Origin of the sequence: Sphingomonas sp. (assembly GCF_035490575.1) — a bacterium.
In the GTDB taxonomy this organism is placed as follows: domain Bacteria; phylum Pseudomonadota; class Alphaproteobacteria; order Sphingomonadales; family Sphingomonadaceae; genus Sphingomonas.
Map to the genome: position 1 here is coordinate 12,864 of NZ_DATJLI010000129.1, position 15,207 is coordinate 28,070.

14 protein-coding genes are annotated in these 15,207 nt (G+C 67.5%); 6 read left to right on the top strand and 8 right to left on the bottom strand.

What is annotated here, in order from left to right; all coding sequences use genetic code 11:
- Positions 1-67 precede the first annotated feature (67 nt).
- Both manD and VL973_RS09715 read left to right on the top strand, forming a co-directional pair.
- On the top strand, positions 68-1,279 hold the full coding sequence (manD, locus tag VL973_RS09710) for a D-mannonate dehydratase ManD (RefSeq protein ID WP_325283820.1): 1,212 nt from the start codon (positions 68-70) through the stop codon (positions 1,277-1,279).
- A 1-nt stretch (position 1,280) separates the two neighbouring features.
- The gene (locus tag VL973_RS09715) at positions 1,281-2,567 is read left to right on the top strand and encodes an MFS transporter (protein ID WP_325283821.1); all 1,287 of its coding nucleotides are present in this window, start codon (positions 1,281-1,283) and stop codon (positions 2,565-2,567) included.
- Positions 2,568-2,627: 60 nt separating this feature from the next.
- Here VL973_RS09715 and VL973_RS09720 read toward each other — a convergent pair whose 3' ends face one another.
- The 4 genes from VL973_RS09720 to VL973_RS09735 all read right to left on the bottom strand — a co-directional run bounded on the left by VL973_RS09720 (position 2,628) and on the right by VL973_RS09735 (position 8,859).
- Complete coding sequence (locus tag VL973_RS09720) at positions 2,628-5,018, bottom strand: glycoside hydrolase family 3 N-terminal domain-containing protein (protein ID WP_414712228.1); 2,391 nt, start codon at positions 5,016-5,018, stop codon at positions 2,628-2,630.
- A gap of 55 nt (positions 5,019-5,073) precedes the next feature.
- Positions 5,074-6,339 (bottom strand): PepSY-associated TM helix domain-containing protein, encoded by a 1,266-nt coding sequence (locus tag VL973_RS09725; protein ID WP_325283822.1) that lies wholly within the window; start codon positions 6,337-6,339, stop codon positions 5,074-5,076.
- Complete coding sequence (locus VL973_RS09730; protein ID WP_325283823.1) at positions 6,339-8,357, bottom strand: TonB-dependent receptor family protein; 2,019 nt, start codon at positions 8,355-8,357, stop codon at positions 6,339-6,341. The genes VL973_RS09725 and VL973_RS09730 overlap by 1 nt, the downstream gene beginning before the upstream one ends.
- 82 nt (positions 8,358-8,439) lie before the next feature.
- Positions 8,440-8,859, bottom strand: a complete 420-nt coding sequence (locus tag VL973_RS09735) for a DUF2946 family protein (protein WP_325283824.1) — start codon at positions 8,857-8,859, stop codon at positions 8,440-8,442.
- A 30-nt stretch (positions 8,860-8,889) separates the two neighbouring features.
- On the opposite strand from VL973_RS09735, the gene VL973_RS09740 reads away from it, so the two are divergent.
- Both VL973_RS09740 and VL973_RS09745 read left to right on the top strand, forming a co-directional pair.
- Complete coding sequence (locus tag VL973_RS09740; protein ID WP_325283825.1) at positions 8,890-9,648, top strand: META domain-containing protein; 759 nt, start codon at positions 8,890-8,892, stop codon at positions 9,646-9,648.
- Complete coding sequence (locus VL973_RS09745; RefSeq protein WP_325283826.1) at positions 9,645-10,346, top strand: hypothetical protein; 702 nt, start codon at positions 9,645-9,647, stop codon at positions 10,344-10,346. The genes VL973_RS09740 and VL973_RS09745 overlap by 4 nt, the downstream gene beginning before the upstream one ends.
- On the opposite strand, the gene VL973_RS09750 is transcribed toward VL973_RS09745, so the two are convergent.
- Genes VL973_RS09750 through recR form a run of 3 tightly spaced genes read right to left on the bottom strand, consistent with a single transcriptional unit; the run spans position 10,297 to position 12,915 of the window.
- Complete coding sequence (locus VL973_RS09750; RefSeq protein WP_325283827.1) at positions 10,297-11,700, bottom strand: DNA recombination protein RmuC; 1,404 nt, start codon at positions 11,698-11,700, stop codon at positions 10,297-10,299. The genes VL973_RS09745 and VL973_RS09750 overlap by 50 nt on opposite strands.
- Before the next feature lie 59 nt (positions 11,701-11,759).
- Positions 11,760-12,287, bottom strand: a complete 528-nt coding sequence (gene def, locus VL973_RS09755; RefSeq protein WP_325283828.1) for a peptide deformylase — start codon at positions 12,285-12,287, stop codon at positions 11,760-11,762.
- A 31-nt stretch (positions 12,288-12,318) separates the two neighbouring features.
- The gene (gene recR, locus VL973_RS09760) at positions 12,319-12,915 is read right to left on the bottom strand and encodes a recombination mediator RecR (RefSeq protein ID WP_325283829.1); all 597 of its coding nucleotides are present in this window, start codon (positions 12,913-12,915) and stop codon (positions 12,319-12,321) included.
- Positions 12,916-12,971: 56 nt separating this feature from the next.
- Between recR and fmt the strand changes: the two genes are divergently transcribed.
- Complete coding sequence (gene fmt, locus VL973_RS09765) at positions 12,972-13,883, top strand: methionyl-tRNA formyltransferase (protein WP_325283830.1); 912 nt, start codon at positions 12,972-12,974, stop codon at positions 13,881-13,883.
- Positions 13,880-14,638: a tRNA pseudouridine(38-40) synthase TruA gene (gene truA, locus VL973_RS09770; protein WP_325283831.1), complete on the top strand. Its 759-nt coding sequence runs from the start codon at positions 13,880-13,882 to the stop codon at positions 14,636-14,638. Before fmt ends, truA begins: the two co-directional genes overlap by 4 nt.
- On the opposite strand, the gene VL973_RS09775 is transcribed toward truA, so the two are convergent.
- A partial coding sequence (locus VL973_RS09775; RefSeq protein ID WP_414712229.1) for a class I SAM-dependent RNA methyltransferase occupies positions 14,628-15,207 on the bottom strand: 580 nt, incomplete at its 5' end. The two genes, truA and VL973_RS09775, sit on opposite strands and share 11 nt — an antisense overlap.

A 15,207-nucleotide genomic window follows, 5' to 3' on the forward strand; every position in this document is an offset into this window, starting at 1 on the left:
CGGATAGTGATACCGCTATCAATACGCGCCGGGCCGAACGGGGTGGCGCCATGTCAAAGGAGAGTCGATGCCCAAGATCGTGGCCGCCCGCGTCATCGTGACCTGTCCGGGCCGCAACTTCGTGACGCTCAAGATCGAGTGCGATGACGGCACCACCGGTGTCGGCGATGCGACATTGAACGGGCGCGAAATGGCGGTTGCCAGTTACCTGAACGATCATGTCGTCCCCTGCCTGATCGGTCGCGACGCGCACCGAATCGAGGATATCTGGCAGTATCTCTACAAGGGCGCCTATTGGCGGCGCGGCCCGGTGACGATGACGGCGATCGCCGCCGTCGACATGGCGCTGTGGGACATCAAGGGCAAGATCGCCGGCCTGCCTGTCTATCAGTTGCTGGGCGGCGCGGCGCGTGACGGGGTCACCGTCTATTGCCATGCCAATGGTTCGACCATCGACGACACGATCGCCGCCGCGATCGAATATCGCGACAAGGGTTACAGGGCGATCCGCATCCAGTGCGGCGTGCCGGGCCTGCCCACCACCTATGGCGTGTCGAAGGACCGTCATCATTACGAACCGGCGGACGGCCACCTGCCCAGCGAAAGCGTCTGGTCGACCGCGAAATATATGCGCGTCGTCCCCGAATTGTTCGCCGCCGCGCGTGAGGCGCTGGGCTGGGACATCCACCTGCTGCACGATATACACCATCGCCTGACCCCGATCGAGGCGGGGCGGCTGGGCAAGGATCTCGAACCCTATCGCCCCTTCTGGCTGGAGGACGCGACCCCGGCGGAAAATCAGGCCGCGTTCCGCCTGATCCGCCAGCACACCACCGCGCCGCTGGCGGCGGGAGAAATCTTTAATTCGATCTGGGACTGCAAGGAACTGATCGAGAACCAGTTGATCGATTATGTGCGCGCGACCGTCGTTCATGCCGGGGGCCTGACGCACCTGCGCCGCATCGCCGCGCTGGCCGATCTGTATCAGGTCCGCACCGGTTGCCACGGTGCGACCGACCTCTCGCCCGTCACCATGGCGGCGGCGCTGCATTTCGGCCTGTCGGTGCCCAATTTCGGCATTCAGGAACATATGCCCCACACGGCGGAAACCGACGCCGTGTTCCCGCACGCCTATACCTACGCGAGCGGCATGATGCATCCGGGCGAGGCACCGGGGCTGGGCGTCGACATCGACGAGGATCTGGCCGCACAGCATGATTACAGGCGCGCTTTCCTGCCCGTGAACCGGCTTGAGGACGGCACGTTGTGGAGCTGGTGACATGAGCGAAGCAACGACCGCGCTGCCGCCAAAGCCGAGCGGGCGTATCCGCTGGACGATCTGTGCGCTGCTGTTCGCCGCGGTCGTGCTGTCCTATATCGACCGGCTGGTGCTCGGCGTGCTCAAGCCCCAGCTAGAGGCGCTGTATGGCTGGACCAACGCCGGCTATGGCGACATCGCCGGTTATTTTCAGGTTTTCTACGGACTGGGCTTCCTCGCCTTTGGCTGGCTGATCGACCGTTACGGGCCAAAGGTCGGCTATCTGGTCGCGATGGGCAGCTGGACACTGGGGCATTTCGCCCAGACGCTCGCCACGTCGACCACCGGCTTCGTCATTGCGCGCATTCCGCTGGCGCTGGGCGAAGCGGGCACGTTCCCATCGGCGCTGGCGGCGGTGTCGCAGTGGTTTCCACGGCAGGAACGCGCACTGGCGATCGGCATCTTCAACGCCGGCGCCAATGTCGGCGCGGTCGTCACGCCGCTATTGGTGTCGTTCCTGGTCGCGGGGCTGCTGCTCGACTGGCGATGGGCATTCATCATCAGCGGCTGCTTCAATCTGGTCTGGCTGTTCGTCTGGTGGCGCTGGTATCGCGCGCCCGCCGACCACCCGAAAGTCACCGCCGAAGAACGCCAGTGGATCGAGGCCGAACCGGTCGTGCAGGCCCGCCGCGCCGGTTTCCTGAAGGTGCTGCGCCACCGCGAAACCTGGGCCTATATGACCGGGCGGTTCCTGATCGATCCTGTCTGGTGGACCTTCCTGTTCTGGCTGCCGGACTTTTTCTCCAAACAATATGGCTATGACCTGAAAAGTTTCGGACCGCCACTGGTCGTCATCTACATCCTTGCCGATGTGGGGGCGGTTGCGGGCGGCTGGTATTCGTCATCGCTGCTGAAACGCGGCCGCACCACCAACCGCGCGCGCAAACAGGCGATGTTCGTCTGTGCGCTGTTCGCGGTGCCGGTGATGTTCGCGGTGCAGGCGTCGAATGTCTGGGTTGCGGTGACGCTGATCGGCATTGCGTGCGCCGCGCACCAGGGCTTTTCGACCAACCTGTTCGCGATGCCGGGCGACCTGTTCCCGCGCAACGCCCAAGGGGCGCTGATCGGCCTGGGCGGCGTATCCGGAGCGATCGGCGGGTTCATCGCCTCGAAATCGCTGGGCGCGCTGCTCGACACGGTGGGCAGTTACGAGCCGTTTTTCGTGGCGTGCGGCGTCGCCTATCTGTTGGCGCTGCTGGTCATCCACCTCATCAACCCACGATACCGCGAACCCCAATTCGCAGCGTGACACCAAAAAGGGGGCGGCTCCAACCGGAACCGCCCCCTTTTTTTGCGCGACAAGCGCCGGTCAGCCGATCGTCAGCGTCGTGCCCTTGAGCATCGCCGAGCTTGGCCCGGCCAGCACCTCGACCTCACCCGGCTCCACCACTTCCTCAAGCTCGCGGTTCCACAGGCGGAAGCTCTTTGGTCCCAGCGTCAGCGTGACGCGCTGCCGCTCGCCGGGGGCCAGCGTGATGCGCTCAAACCCCTTCAACTCCAGCACGGGTTGCGTCACCGATGCCGAACGGCGGCGGATATACAACTGCACCACCTCGTCGCCCGCCCGGTCGCCGACATTGGCGACCTCGACCACGGCCTGCACCGATCCGTCGGTGGCGATGCGCGTCGCCGACAGGACCGGCGCGCCGATCTCGAACCGGGTGTAACTAAGCCCGTGACCGAACGGGAACAGCGGTGAGGCGTCGTCGAACAGATAGCCGCGCCGCGCCGTCGGCTTGTGGTTATAGTAAAAGGGCACCTGCCCTTCGTTGCGGACGACGGTGACGGGCAGCTTGGCGCCCGGATTGACGTCACCGAACAACCCCTCGGCAATTGCGGTGCCGCCTTCCTGCCCGACATACCAGCATTCGAGGATCGCGTTCGCGCCCTCGGCGATCGTCGGCCAGCTGGGTGGGCGGCCATTGATCGCGGCGACGACGATGGGCTTGCCCAGCGCCTTGAGCGCGGAGAACAGTTCGTTCTGTTCGCCCACCAGGTCGATATCGGTGCGGTCACCTAGGTGATTCTTTGCATAAGCCTCCCGGCTGACCTGTTCGGTGTCGCCGATCGCCAGCACGATCACGTCCGCCGCGCGCGCGACTTCGACCGCCTCGGCGATCAGGCGGCGGTTATCCGCCGGATCGGCAAGCAGCACTTCGTCGGAGGAGCGGTCCTCGCCCTTTGTGATGAACACACCCTGTGCGGTAACGATCGGCCGCCCCCTGCCCACCAGCGCGCGCACGCCGTCCAGCAGGCTGACCGTCTGCTGCGGCACGCTTGAATAGCCGCCCAGCCGCGCGACATCGGCATTCGGCCCGATCACCGCGACCGCGCCGCCCGTTTTCGCCAGCGGCAACGTCCCATCGTTCTTGAGGAGACACAGCGACTTGCGCGCTGCTTCCAGCGCCAATGCCCGCGCTTCGGCATTACCGGTGACGCGCAGCGCCTCGCGCAGATTGCCATAAGGATTTTCGAACAGCCCGGCGCGGAACTTGAACGTCAGGATGCGTTCGACCGCGCGGTCGATCAGCGCCTGCTCGACCTTGCCCGCGCGCACCTGCGCCACCAGCGTGCGGAACGCCTGTCCGTCGGGCAGTTCCCAATCGACGCCCGCTGCCAGCGCCTGCCGCGCGGCGTCTTCCAGGTCGGTGGCGACATGATGCAGTGTCGCCAATTCGTGGACCGCGCCATAATCGCTGACGATCACCCCGTCGAAGCCCCATTCGCGGCGCAGCACCTTGTCCAGCAGCCAGTGGTTGGCGTGGCTGGGCACGCCGTCGATCTCGTTATAACTCGGCATCACCGCGCCGATGCCGGTGCGCTCCACCACTTCGCGGAAGGGCGGGAAGAAGTTCTCGCGCAACTCACGCTCGCTGATCTGGGCCGGGGCGACATTGTTGCCCGCTTCAGGCTGGCCGTGGCCGGTCATGTGTTTCAGCGTGGCGAACACCTTGCCCTTGGGCAGCACGGGGGTCTTGCCCGGTCCCTGCAATCCCTCGACCGCAGCGACACCCATTTCGCCGACCAGATAGGGGTCTTCGCCGAATGTCTCCTCGATCCGGCCCCAGCGTGGATCGCGCACAATGTCGACGACCGGCGACAGGACAAACGGCACGCCGCGTGCGCGTGCTTCCCTTGCGATCTGCGACTGGACACGGCGCATCAGGTCGGTGTCGAAACTGCCCGCCATGGCGATCGCCTGCGGGAACATCGTCGCCTGATTGGCCATATAGCCGTGCAGCGATTCCTCATGCACCAGCACCGGGATGCCAAGGCGCGTCTGCGTCATCGCCCAGCGCTGCATTGCGTTGATGAAATTGACCGTCTGTTCGGGCGTGCGACCATTGTTGACCGTCGCCCCGGCAGCGCCCGCGACGCCGGTGACGCCGCGCTTGTCGGATGCGCGCGTCAACTGGCCGAAGCCGTCCGGGTATGCCTTGGTCGCCTTGGCCGGATCGAACGTCATGCCGTCCATGATCTCGCTCTTGGTCGCCCACAGCGCGATCATCTGCATGACCTTTTCCTCCAGCGTCATGCGGCCCAGCAGGTCGCTGACGCGGTCGGGGATCGGCGCGCGTGCATCGCGATACACCGCGCGGCGGTCGGCCTGAACCGGCAGCCCCGCGCGCGCCAGCATCGGCATGGCCACGGCGGCACTCGCGCCCAGCATCAATTTCAGCGTCGAGCGGCGATCCGCCATGATCCTCTCCCCTTATCCGTCGATAGCCGAACCGTTACCGCTATCAGTCAATTGGTCAACCGCTGGCGAGGCGGCGTCGCGCCTGCGCCACCACCAGCGCGACCAGCATGGTCAGGCCAGTCAGCGGAAACAACAGCCCCGCCCCCGCCATCAGCATTGTCAACCCGCGCCCACTGCGCCCCGGCGGCAGGTCAAGGCCGCGCGGACGGCGTTTAAACCACATCACGGGCGCCGTTGCGACCAGCATCAGAATGGCAATGCACCCCGCCAGCATGACCAGTCGGTTCGCCTCGCCATATTGCTGGCCCTGATGCGTGGCGATGCCCCATTCGATGGCCCGCGCGCCCGGCCCGAAATCAGGGGCGCGCGCATCCTGTAGCAGGCGGCCCGATCCGGCATCGACATAGACGACATGCGCGTCATCGGCGCGTGCGATGGTGGCGCTGACCAGATAGGGCGCGCCCGGCGAGGCCGGCAGCGTCATCGTCCAGCCATCCCCCACACCCCGCCCCCTGGCCACCGACAGCGCGCGGTCAGGACCGATATCGCCCGCGCTCGCGGCAGGAACGAGGGCGCGCTGCATCGACCAGGGCAGCGTCGCGGCGGCGTGATGATCGCCCTTTGCCGCCGCCCACGGCGCGGGTCCGGGCGATTTCGGGCGGCCCCAGCCCTGCGCCGCGACCAGCCCCTGCAGCCCCCTGCCCCACACCCCGCTCCACGGCATCCCCGTGACGGCCAGGAACAGGATCACCGCGCCCGCGACGATGCCGGTCGAGGCATGCAGGTCGCGCCAGAAGCGTCGTTCTCTTGGCTTTCCGCGAACACCGATCGCGGGGGCGCCGCCGCGCGGCCACCACAGCCACAGGCCCGTCAGCACCAGCACGATCGTCCAGCCCGCGACGATCTCGATCACCGCATTGCCCAGCGGCCCAGCGATGATGAGGCTGTGCAGTTCGCGCACCACGCTCATCACCCCGCCCGCGCGCGTCGTGCCCAGCACGCGCCCGTCACCGGGGTCGACAAAGGCGGTGCGGCGCGTGCCATCGGCCATCGCGACCGTCATTCGCCAGCTTTCGCGCTCGGCGGGCCGCGTGACTTGCGCTACACGTCCGCCGGTGGCCTGCTCGACCCGCGCCGTCATCGTGCCCAGCGACAGCGGCGCACGCGGCGCGACGGCCAGCCAGTCGGCATAGACCGCGCGCTCGATCTCGGCCTTGTAGAGATACAGCCCGCCCGTGACGGCAAGCCAGGCGAGGAAGGGCAGCACCAGCAATCCTGCAACCAGATGCCAGCGCCAGACGGAGCGATACAGCGCGTCCATCAGAAACGCGCCCGCACGCCGCCATACACGGCGCGTCGCTCAACCGGGTAGTAGATGGCCGACGCGTCGCCTGCCCGCACCGCCGCCGAAATGTCGCCGATCGCGCGGCGACCCGTCAGGTTGCGCGCATCAACGAACAGGCTCAGCCCGCCTCGCAATCTCGCCCGCGCGCCGATGCCGATCAGGGCATAATCGGGCACCTTCACGCTGTTCGCGTAATCGGCCCAGGCCCCATCGGGCACCCATTCGACGTTGGGGGTGACGGACAGCCGTTCAGTCCCCAGCCGCAATTCGCCGCGATAGACGTGCCGCGCGACCACCGGCAGGCGATTGTCTCCGAACACTGCGTCGCCGCGAAAGCGAAAGTCGTTGAGCTGGTAGCTTTGCCGCAGGGTCGCCCACGGCGCGAAAGCAAGGTCCAGCCCGGCCTCAATCCCCTGATGCCGCGTGCGCCTCGCGTTGAACGTCGCGGCGGGAATATCGGGCGCCTGATTATATTGCAGCAACTCCCCGCGAATATCGGCGCGGTAGAGCGTCACGTCGAACCGGGCGATGCCCGCCTGCCCGCGAGCACCCGCTTCATAGGTCCAGGCGCGTTGCGGATCGAGATCGACAAAGCCCGGCGTCACCACGCCGCCGATCGCGAACGGCGTCTGGTTCAGCTCGCTGAAACCCGGCAGCTCGACCGAGCGGTTGGCGTTGGCAAAGAACTGCACCCCCGCCACCGGCTCGAACAGCAAACCCGCCTTGGGAGAAAACACGTCAAAACTGGCCGACCCGCTGCGCGCGGGTGCCAGCCGGTTGGCGACTTCGCGCTCGCCATGCGTATGGACGGCGCCCGCCACCAGCGACAGTGCGGGGACCAGCCGCACGCGCACTTCGCCATAACTGTCGATGGTCCGCGCCCGCTGCCGCGCATCCGCCGTCAGCGCGCCGCGCCGCCTGCCGACATTCACATATTGCCGCGCCTGCACGGTGCCGAACCGCGCAGTTGACCCCAGCGATGCCTCGACCGGCAGCCCCGCGACTTCGCCGACCAGCTCCAGCCGGGCAAAGGCGCCATGATCGGTCGATTTCTGGTCGATGACCTGAAAAATCGGGTGGTCGAGCTGCTTGGCATTCAGGAACCCGCCGAACGAAAGGCTGCCGCTGCCCAGCGCTATCGTCGTCCGGTTCTGCAACCGGATCGAATCGATGTCGCGCGCCTGATCCTGCGCGATATTACCCGGTAGCGTCTGGCCAGGGTTGCTCAACGCCTGCGTTCGGGTCAGCGCTCCGGGGAGTTCCTGCTGGATATGGTTGGCGCTGGCGTAGAAGCGCGTCTCCACCCCCTCCCGCAGCCGCAAACCGACATTGCCATTGAGCCGGAGCGAGCGGCGGCGGGCATGGTCCCGGTCGCCATCCGACGCATCGCCGGTGATCGCCAGATACCCGTCCCCAGCTTCGGTCGCCAGGCCGGCGGCGAGCTTACCGCGCACGGTGTTCCAGCTACCACCGTCGATCCGTGCCTCCACGCCCGGCGCCGTGCGGCCGGTCGGCGTCACCGCATTGATCGCCCCACCAAGTGTCGAGCCGCCATGGCGCAGCGCATTGCCGCCACGATACACCTCGATCCGCTCGAATACCTGCGGGTCGAGTTCCTGAAAGTCGCCGTTGTTGTCGGCCAGATTGATGGGAATGCCGTCCTGCATCAGCAACAGTCCGCGCATGTGGAAACCCCGGCTGATCCCCGACCCGCGCACCGAAATGCGGACTTCCTGTCCGAAACGCGGCTGGGTGTAGACGCCGGGGGAGAAGGCCAGCGCATCGCGCAGCGACACCGCTACCGTGTCGGCAAAATCCTCGGCGGCGACGACATCCACCCCGCCGGGCGTCTTGCGTATCTCCGCCTCGGCATCCTGTGTCTGGCGTTCGCCGGTGACGATGATGGCGCGGTCCTGATCGTCATCACGGGCATAAGCGGGGATCGCGAGCGCGATAAGCGATGCGCCGCAAAGGGCGCGCGAAAACAATGTCATGGGAATGATGAACCTCGATACCGGCCCCGGCAGCGCCGGGCCTTGCCCTGAAAGCGCGCGGGCGGGCCGCGCGCGGATGGCGTCAGGCGATCGAGGGGGCGGGTGGTCCACGAAGCGGGGGGCGCAGATGCCGGGCCGCGCGGTGCGGTGCGGGTGTGACGGATCGCAGCGCCAGCAGCGCCACGATCGCCAGTGCCGCGCCCAGCAGCGCGGGATCGACACTGCCCAGAAACGCCGCCGCCAGCGAGCCGAAGGCGCAGGGGCTGCCCGCCTTGTCGCGTTCCTGCGGGGCGGGCTTCGCCGGGCGTTCGCCAAGGCCGGGGATCGCGATCGTCATCGCGCGCGAACCCTCGCCCGAACAGACCATCACCGTCAGGCTGCCATTGCCGTCGGCAACCGGCATGAACCCGGCGGGCATCAGCAGCCGCAGCAGCAGGACGGCCGCCAGCAACAACGCGGTCAGCGGTGCGTGGTCGCGGGCAAGGCGGCGAAGGCCGGTCACGTTCCGCGCCCTAGATCAAGGGGCAGAGCGGTGTCACGCGCGAAATCGCACGACGCGGGATTGCGCCGCGACCGGCGCGAGTTCAATCTGCTGCCTATGCTTCGCACGCTGATTCCGCTCACCCTGCTCGCGGCTTGCACCGCGATGCCGCCCGTTGGCCCGCCCGCCGCCGCCCCCGCTGCGCCCTATCGCGCGATCGGCACCGAACCGTTCTGGTCGGTCACGCTGGCCCATGGACGAATGCGTTATGACGATCCGTCGGGCACGGTGATCGACGTGACCGCGCCGACGGCGCGCGCCAGCCTGAACGGCGAGCGTTATGTCACCGACCGGCTGACCCTCGACATCACCCACGCGCCGTGCAGCGACGGGATGAGCGACCGGCGTTATCCCGATACGGTGCTCGTCATCGCCGATGGCCGCGAGTTGAAAGGATGCGGCATGCCCGCTGCGGACGAGGATGCGCTGACCGGGCAGGAATGGCGGATCAACGCCGTCGACGGCGCTGCCCCGCCCGCCCCCCGCCCCGCGACGCTAACCTTTGCGGAGGGGCGATTGAGTGGCACGACCGGATGCAACCGCGTGATGGGCAGCTATTCGCTGAGCGACGACCGGCTGACGCTGGACGGCGTGGCGACCACGCGCATGGCCTGTCCCGGCGCGGCCATGGAGCAGGAAGCACGCATCACCGAAATCCTGCGCGGGCCGCTCAGCGTCGTGCGCGGCAAGGACGGCGTGATGCTGACCGGCGACAAGGGCAGCCTGACCTTGGTGCCGGTGCGGCCATGATCGTCGCGCTCGCGGCACTGGCGCTGGGCCAGACAGCGCCGGAGCCGCAAGCGACGATTACCGACCTTGCCTTCGATCCCGCCCGACTGTTCGAAGCACCCGGCAACGATCTGGTGCAGATCCAGTATCGCGGCGACGATTACGCTTATCCGGTCTATGCCATCGCCCTCCGCCGCCAGTGCCCGGGCGAGCGTGGCGCGTGCCGGTCGACGCTCATGGCCCGACTGGTCCGGGCGCCCAACGCGCTAAAGGTCGAACGCCCGCGCTGGGCGGGACAGGCATTGATCGGCGCGATAGTCAAAAGCGGCGCGAAGACACGCGATCAGATCGCCGATGCGCTGGACAAGGCGAAGCTGGGGTTTCTCGAAGCCGACATTTCAACCTGTCCGACCGCGAAAGCCGTCATGTCACAGGCAGCAACAATGCAATGGGTCCCATTGGCGGTCACGGACCCCGATGGGCCACCGGCGATGGAAATGGCCCTGCACGCCGACACGATGACCGTTCGCTTCGCCAGCAGCTATACGCGGCTTTCGACCTATACGGGCATCATCGACGACCGCGCGCCCAGCGGATGGGCCGTGCGCCTGGCCGCCGCGCTCGAACCCTGCTGGCGGCCAACCGATGCGACGCCGCCGTGGCGCCGGGTTATTCCGCCGCTTCCGGCAAAGCGGGTGACCGATCTTCCTCCACCATAAGCTTGCTGAGCGGGCGCGGGCTGGCCTCCACCATCGGCAACGGGTCGATCGTCTTGGTGCCGGTGTCGATGTTCAGCCCCTCGAAACGCCGGGCCTGGGTCATCACCTGACTTTCGATCGAACCGACAAAGGCGTTGTAGGCGCTGGTCGCGGTTTCCAGATTCTTGCCGACCTTGGCAATATGCGCGCCCATGGTGCAGACGCGCGCATGCAGTTCGCGGCCCAGTTCGGCGATCTGCCGCGCCTCGCCGGCCAGTTTTTCCTGCCGCCACACCGCCGCGACGGTGCGGGCGATGGCGATCAGGTTGGTGGGGGTCGCGATCAGCACGCGGCGGTCGAACGCATAGTCCCACAACCCCGGCTCATGCTCCAGCGCGGCCGAGAGGAAATGTTCGCCCGGCACGAACATGATGACGAACTCGGGCGTATTCTCGAACTGGCCCTGATAGGCCTTGTTGCCCAGTGCGTTGACGTGCGCTTTCATCGACGCGACATGCGCGCCCAGATGCCCGGCGCGCTCGGCCTCGTCCACCGCGCCGTAAGCGTCCTGATAGGCGTTGAGCGATACCTTGGCGTCGATCACCAGCAACGAATTGCCCGGCACCTTGACGATCGCATCGGGGCGCAGCCGCCCGCCGTCGGTGTCGACCGACACTTCCATCATGAAGTCGGTATGTTCAGCCAGACCACAGGTTTCCAGCACGTTGCGAAGCTGCTGCTCGCCCCAGCGGCCGCGCGCCTTGGGAGCGGCGCGCAGCGAATTGACCAGCTTGGCCGCTTCCGCCCGCACGCCTTCCTGTCCGGCGCGCATCCCTTCCATCAGGCCCTTTAGCTGGCCATAGGCTTCGGTGCGTTCCTTTTCGACGGTTTCGATTCGCGCTTCATAGCGCTTCAGCGTCTGTTCGACGGGGGCCAGCAGCGCCCTGATCTTGATCTCGTTATTCTCGCCCGCCTGATGGAAGCGTTCGTTGGCGCGGTTGAGGAACGCCGCCTGCGCGTCGCCCAGCAGTTTGTTGGCGACATCGGCGAACTGGCCGGCCATCATGTCCTTGGCCGCCTTGAACTCCTCCAGCCGCGCCTCGAACGCGCGGGCATCGGCCTTGAGCGTGGCAAGGTCCAGCCGCGCGGTATCGCGCTCGATCCGCAGCGTTTCGTTCTCGCTTACCAACTCGCCCATGCGCGCCGCCCGGTCGCTGGCCAGCGCCAGGTCGGTAATTGCTTTCTTGAAATCGGCCTCGCGCGCGTCGCGTTCGGCGCGCGCGGCATCGACCCCCCGGTTGCCGAGAAACCAGCCCAGCACGGCACCGACGACCAGCGCGGCGACGACGAGCAGAATGGCGAGAACAGGGTCCATGGCCGACGCAAACTCCGGAGGTGAACGGAATGCGAACCTAACCCGCCCGCATCAAAGCCTCAAGCCGCCGCCTTGCGCGCCTTGGCGAGTTTCTTCAGCACCATGTCGCGTTTCAGGCGCGACAGATGGTCGATGAACAGCACACCGTTCAGGTGATCCATCTCATGCTGGAGGCAGGTCGCCATCAGCCCGTCGAACCACGCTTCCTGCATATTGCCGTCCACATCCAGCCAGCGCGCGCGGCAGCGGTCGGGCCGCTCGACTTCGGCAAACTGGTCGGGAATCGACAGGCAACCTTCCTGATAGCAGCGGCGCTCGTCCGAGACTTCAAGGATTTCGGGGTTGATGAAGGCGTGGGGGTCGCGGATCGGCTTGCCGTCCTCCCCCTCCTGCTCCTGCAGGTCGATGACCATGATGCGCTTGGGCACGGCGACCTGGATCGCGGCCAGCCCGATGCCGGGGGCGTCATACATGGTGTCGAACATGTCGGCGACGAGCTGGCGCACGCCGTCGTCGATGGTTTCGACGGGTTCGGAAACCAGCTTGAGGCGCGGATCGGGAATCTCGATGATGGGAAGAACGGCCATCGCCCTAAAATGGCGGCTGGCCGCGATCGGGTCAAGCGACGGGACGCCGCGCGCGCAATGCCTGGGCCAGCGTCCCCTCGTCCAGATAATCCAGCTCGCCCCCGACGGGCAGGCCGTGCGCCAGTTGCGTGACGCGCACCGGGAACCGCTCGATCCGCTCGGCCAGGTAATGGGCGGTCGTCTGCCCCTCCAGCGTGGCGTTCATCGCCAGCACCACCTCGTCAATGCCGCCCCCTTCGATCCGGCGCATCAGCGCGTCGATCGACAGGTCCTCCGGCCGCACGCCCTCCAGCGCCGACAGCCGCCCGCCCAGCACATGAAAACGACCGGGAAACAGGCGCGACCGGTCGAGCGCCCACAGATCGGCCACTTCCTCCACCACACACAAGGCGCGCGCATCGCGGCGCGGGTCGGCGCAGATCGCGCACGGATCGCTGGTGTCGACATTGCCGCACGTCGCGCACGTCACCAGCCGGTCGTTCACCGCCGCCAGCGCATCCAGCAGCGGCGCAAGCGCGGTTTCGCGGCGTTTGATGAGGTGCAGGACCGCACGCCGCGCCGAACGCGGCCCCAGTCCGGGTAGCCGCGACAGCGCCTGTGCCAGTGCCTCGATTTCATGAGAAGCCATTGCCTCTACAGATAGGGGCTTGCGCCCGCCCCTGCCAAGCGGTTGAGACAGGCGTCATGCGGATCATCTTCATGGGCACGCCCCAGTTCGCCGTGCCGGTGCTGGACGCACTTGTACAAGCGGGCCACGACATCATCGCAGTTTACAGCCAGCCGCCGCGTCGCAGCGGCCGGGGCAGGGCGCTGACCCCCACCCCCGTCCATGCGCGGGCCGAGACGCTGGGCGTGCCGGTGCTGACCCCGGTGACGCTGCGCGATGCGGACGCGCAAGCCGCATTCGCCGCACACGCCGCCGATGTGGCCGTGGTGGCGGCTTATGGCCTGATCCTGCCGCGCGCGGTGCTGGACGCGCCGCGCCTTGGCTGCCTGAACGTCCACGCATCACTGCTGCCGCGCTGGCGGGGGGCCGCGCCGATCCAGCGCGCGATCCTGGCGGGCGATGCGGAAACCGGCGTCGGCATCATGCAGATGGAAGCTGGGCTGGACACCGGCCCGCTCCGGCTTGAGCGCCGCACGACGGTCGAGGGCAAGACGGCAGGCGCGCTGACCGACGAATTAAGCGCCATGGGCGCGGCGGCGATGGTCCAGGTTCTGGCCGACCCGGACGCCTATCCACCCGTCGCCCAGAGCGCGAACGGCGTGACCCATGCCGCCAAGATCGAAAAGGCCGAGGCGCGGCTCGATTTCTCGCGAACTGCGATCGAGGTCGAGCGGCAGGTCCGCGCCTTCAACCCCGCGCCGGGCGCGTTTTTCGAAGTGAACGGCGAACGGGTGAAACTGCTGGAAGCCGATGCCACGCTGGGCAGCGCCCCGAACGGCGCCGTAGGTGAAGAGCGGGAAGGCTTCACCATCGGCTGTGGCGAGGGGCTGATCGTGCCCAGACTGGTCCAGCGCGCAGGCCGCGGGCCGATGACCCCGGCGGAGTTGCTGCGCGGGTTCGCCATCGCGCCGGGGACGATCCTGTCGTGACGCGCTTTGCCCTGACGATCGAATGGGACGGCCGCCCGTTCATGGGGTGGCAGCATCAAGCGCACGGTCCCAGCGTGCAGCAGGCGGTGGAGGATGCCGCCCATGCCGTCACGGGTGAGGATGTGCTGGTCCACGCCGCCGGGCGCACCGACACCGGCGTCCATGCGCTGGGGATGCGCGCGCATTGCGACATCGAAAAGCCGATCGCACCCTTTCGCCTGATGGAGGCGCTGAACGCGCGGCTGCGCCCGCACCCGGTCGCGGTGCTGGCGTGCGAAGTGGTGCCCGACGACTGGCATGCCCGCTTTTCATGTGTCGCGCGCCATTATGAATATCGCATCCGCGCGCGCCGTGCGCCGCTGACGGTGGAATCGGGATTTGTGTGGCGCGTCGCGCCGCCGCTGGACGTGGCGGCGATGGCGGTGGGGGCGGCGCATCTGGTCGGACGGCACGACTTCACCACATTCCGCTCGGCGCATTGTCAGGCGGACAGCCCGGTGCGGACGCTCGACCGGCTGGAGGTGATGGCCGACGGCGACCTGATCCGCATCTTCGCTTCCGCGCGGTCGTTCCTGCACCATCAAGTCCGCTCGATGGTCGGGTGCCTGTCGCTGGTCGGACAGGGCCGCTGGACGCCCGACGACATGGCCACCGCGCTGGCCGCGCGCGACCGCGGTGCGCTGGGCCTGAACGCGCCGCCCGATGGCCTGTATTTCCTGCGCGCCGATTATCCGACGGCTGCCGTCAGCGGCTGAAGCTGGCCACCAGTTCGACATGCGTCGACCAGGTGAATTGCCCCACCGGCTGCACCCGGTCGAGGCGATAGCCGCCCTCGCACATCGCCTTCGCATCGCGCGCGAAGCTGCTGGGATTGCACGAGACATAGGCGATGCGCGGCACCGCGCATTCCGCCAGCGCCGCAGCCTGTTCGCGCGCGCCCGCGCGCGGCGGGTCGAGGATCACCGCGTCGAAACGATTGAGTTCCTCGACCGTCAGCGGGCGGCGGAACAAATCGCGATGATCGGCGAACAGCAGCCGCCCTGCCTGCGCCGCCGCGCCCTTGAGCGACAGGACCGCGTCGCGCGCGCCCTCCCCGGCATAAACGCGCGCCGATGGCGCCATCCCCAGCGCAAAGGTGCCGAGGCCGGCGAACAGATCGGCCACGTTACGCGCATCGCCGACGATCGCGCGCACCGCCTGAACCAGCGCCGCTTCCCCTTCGACCGTGGCTTGCAGGAACGCACCCGGCGGCAGCGGCACCGGCACGCCGCCCAGCGTCACCGTCACCGGCTCGGGTGCCCAGCGCGTTTCCGCGCCGTAAGCA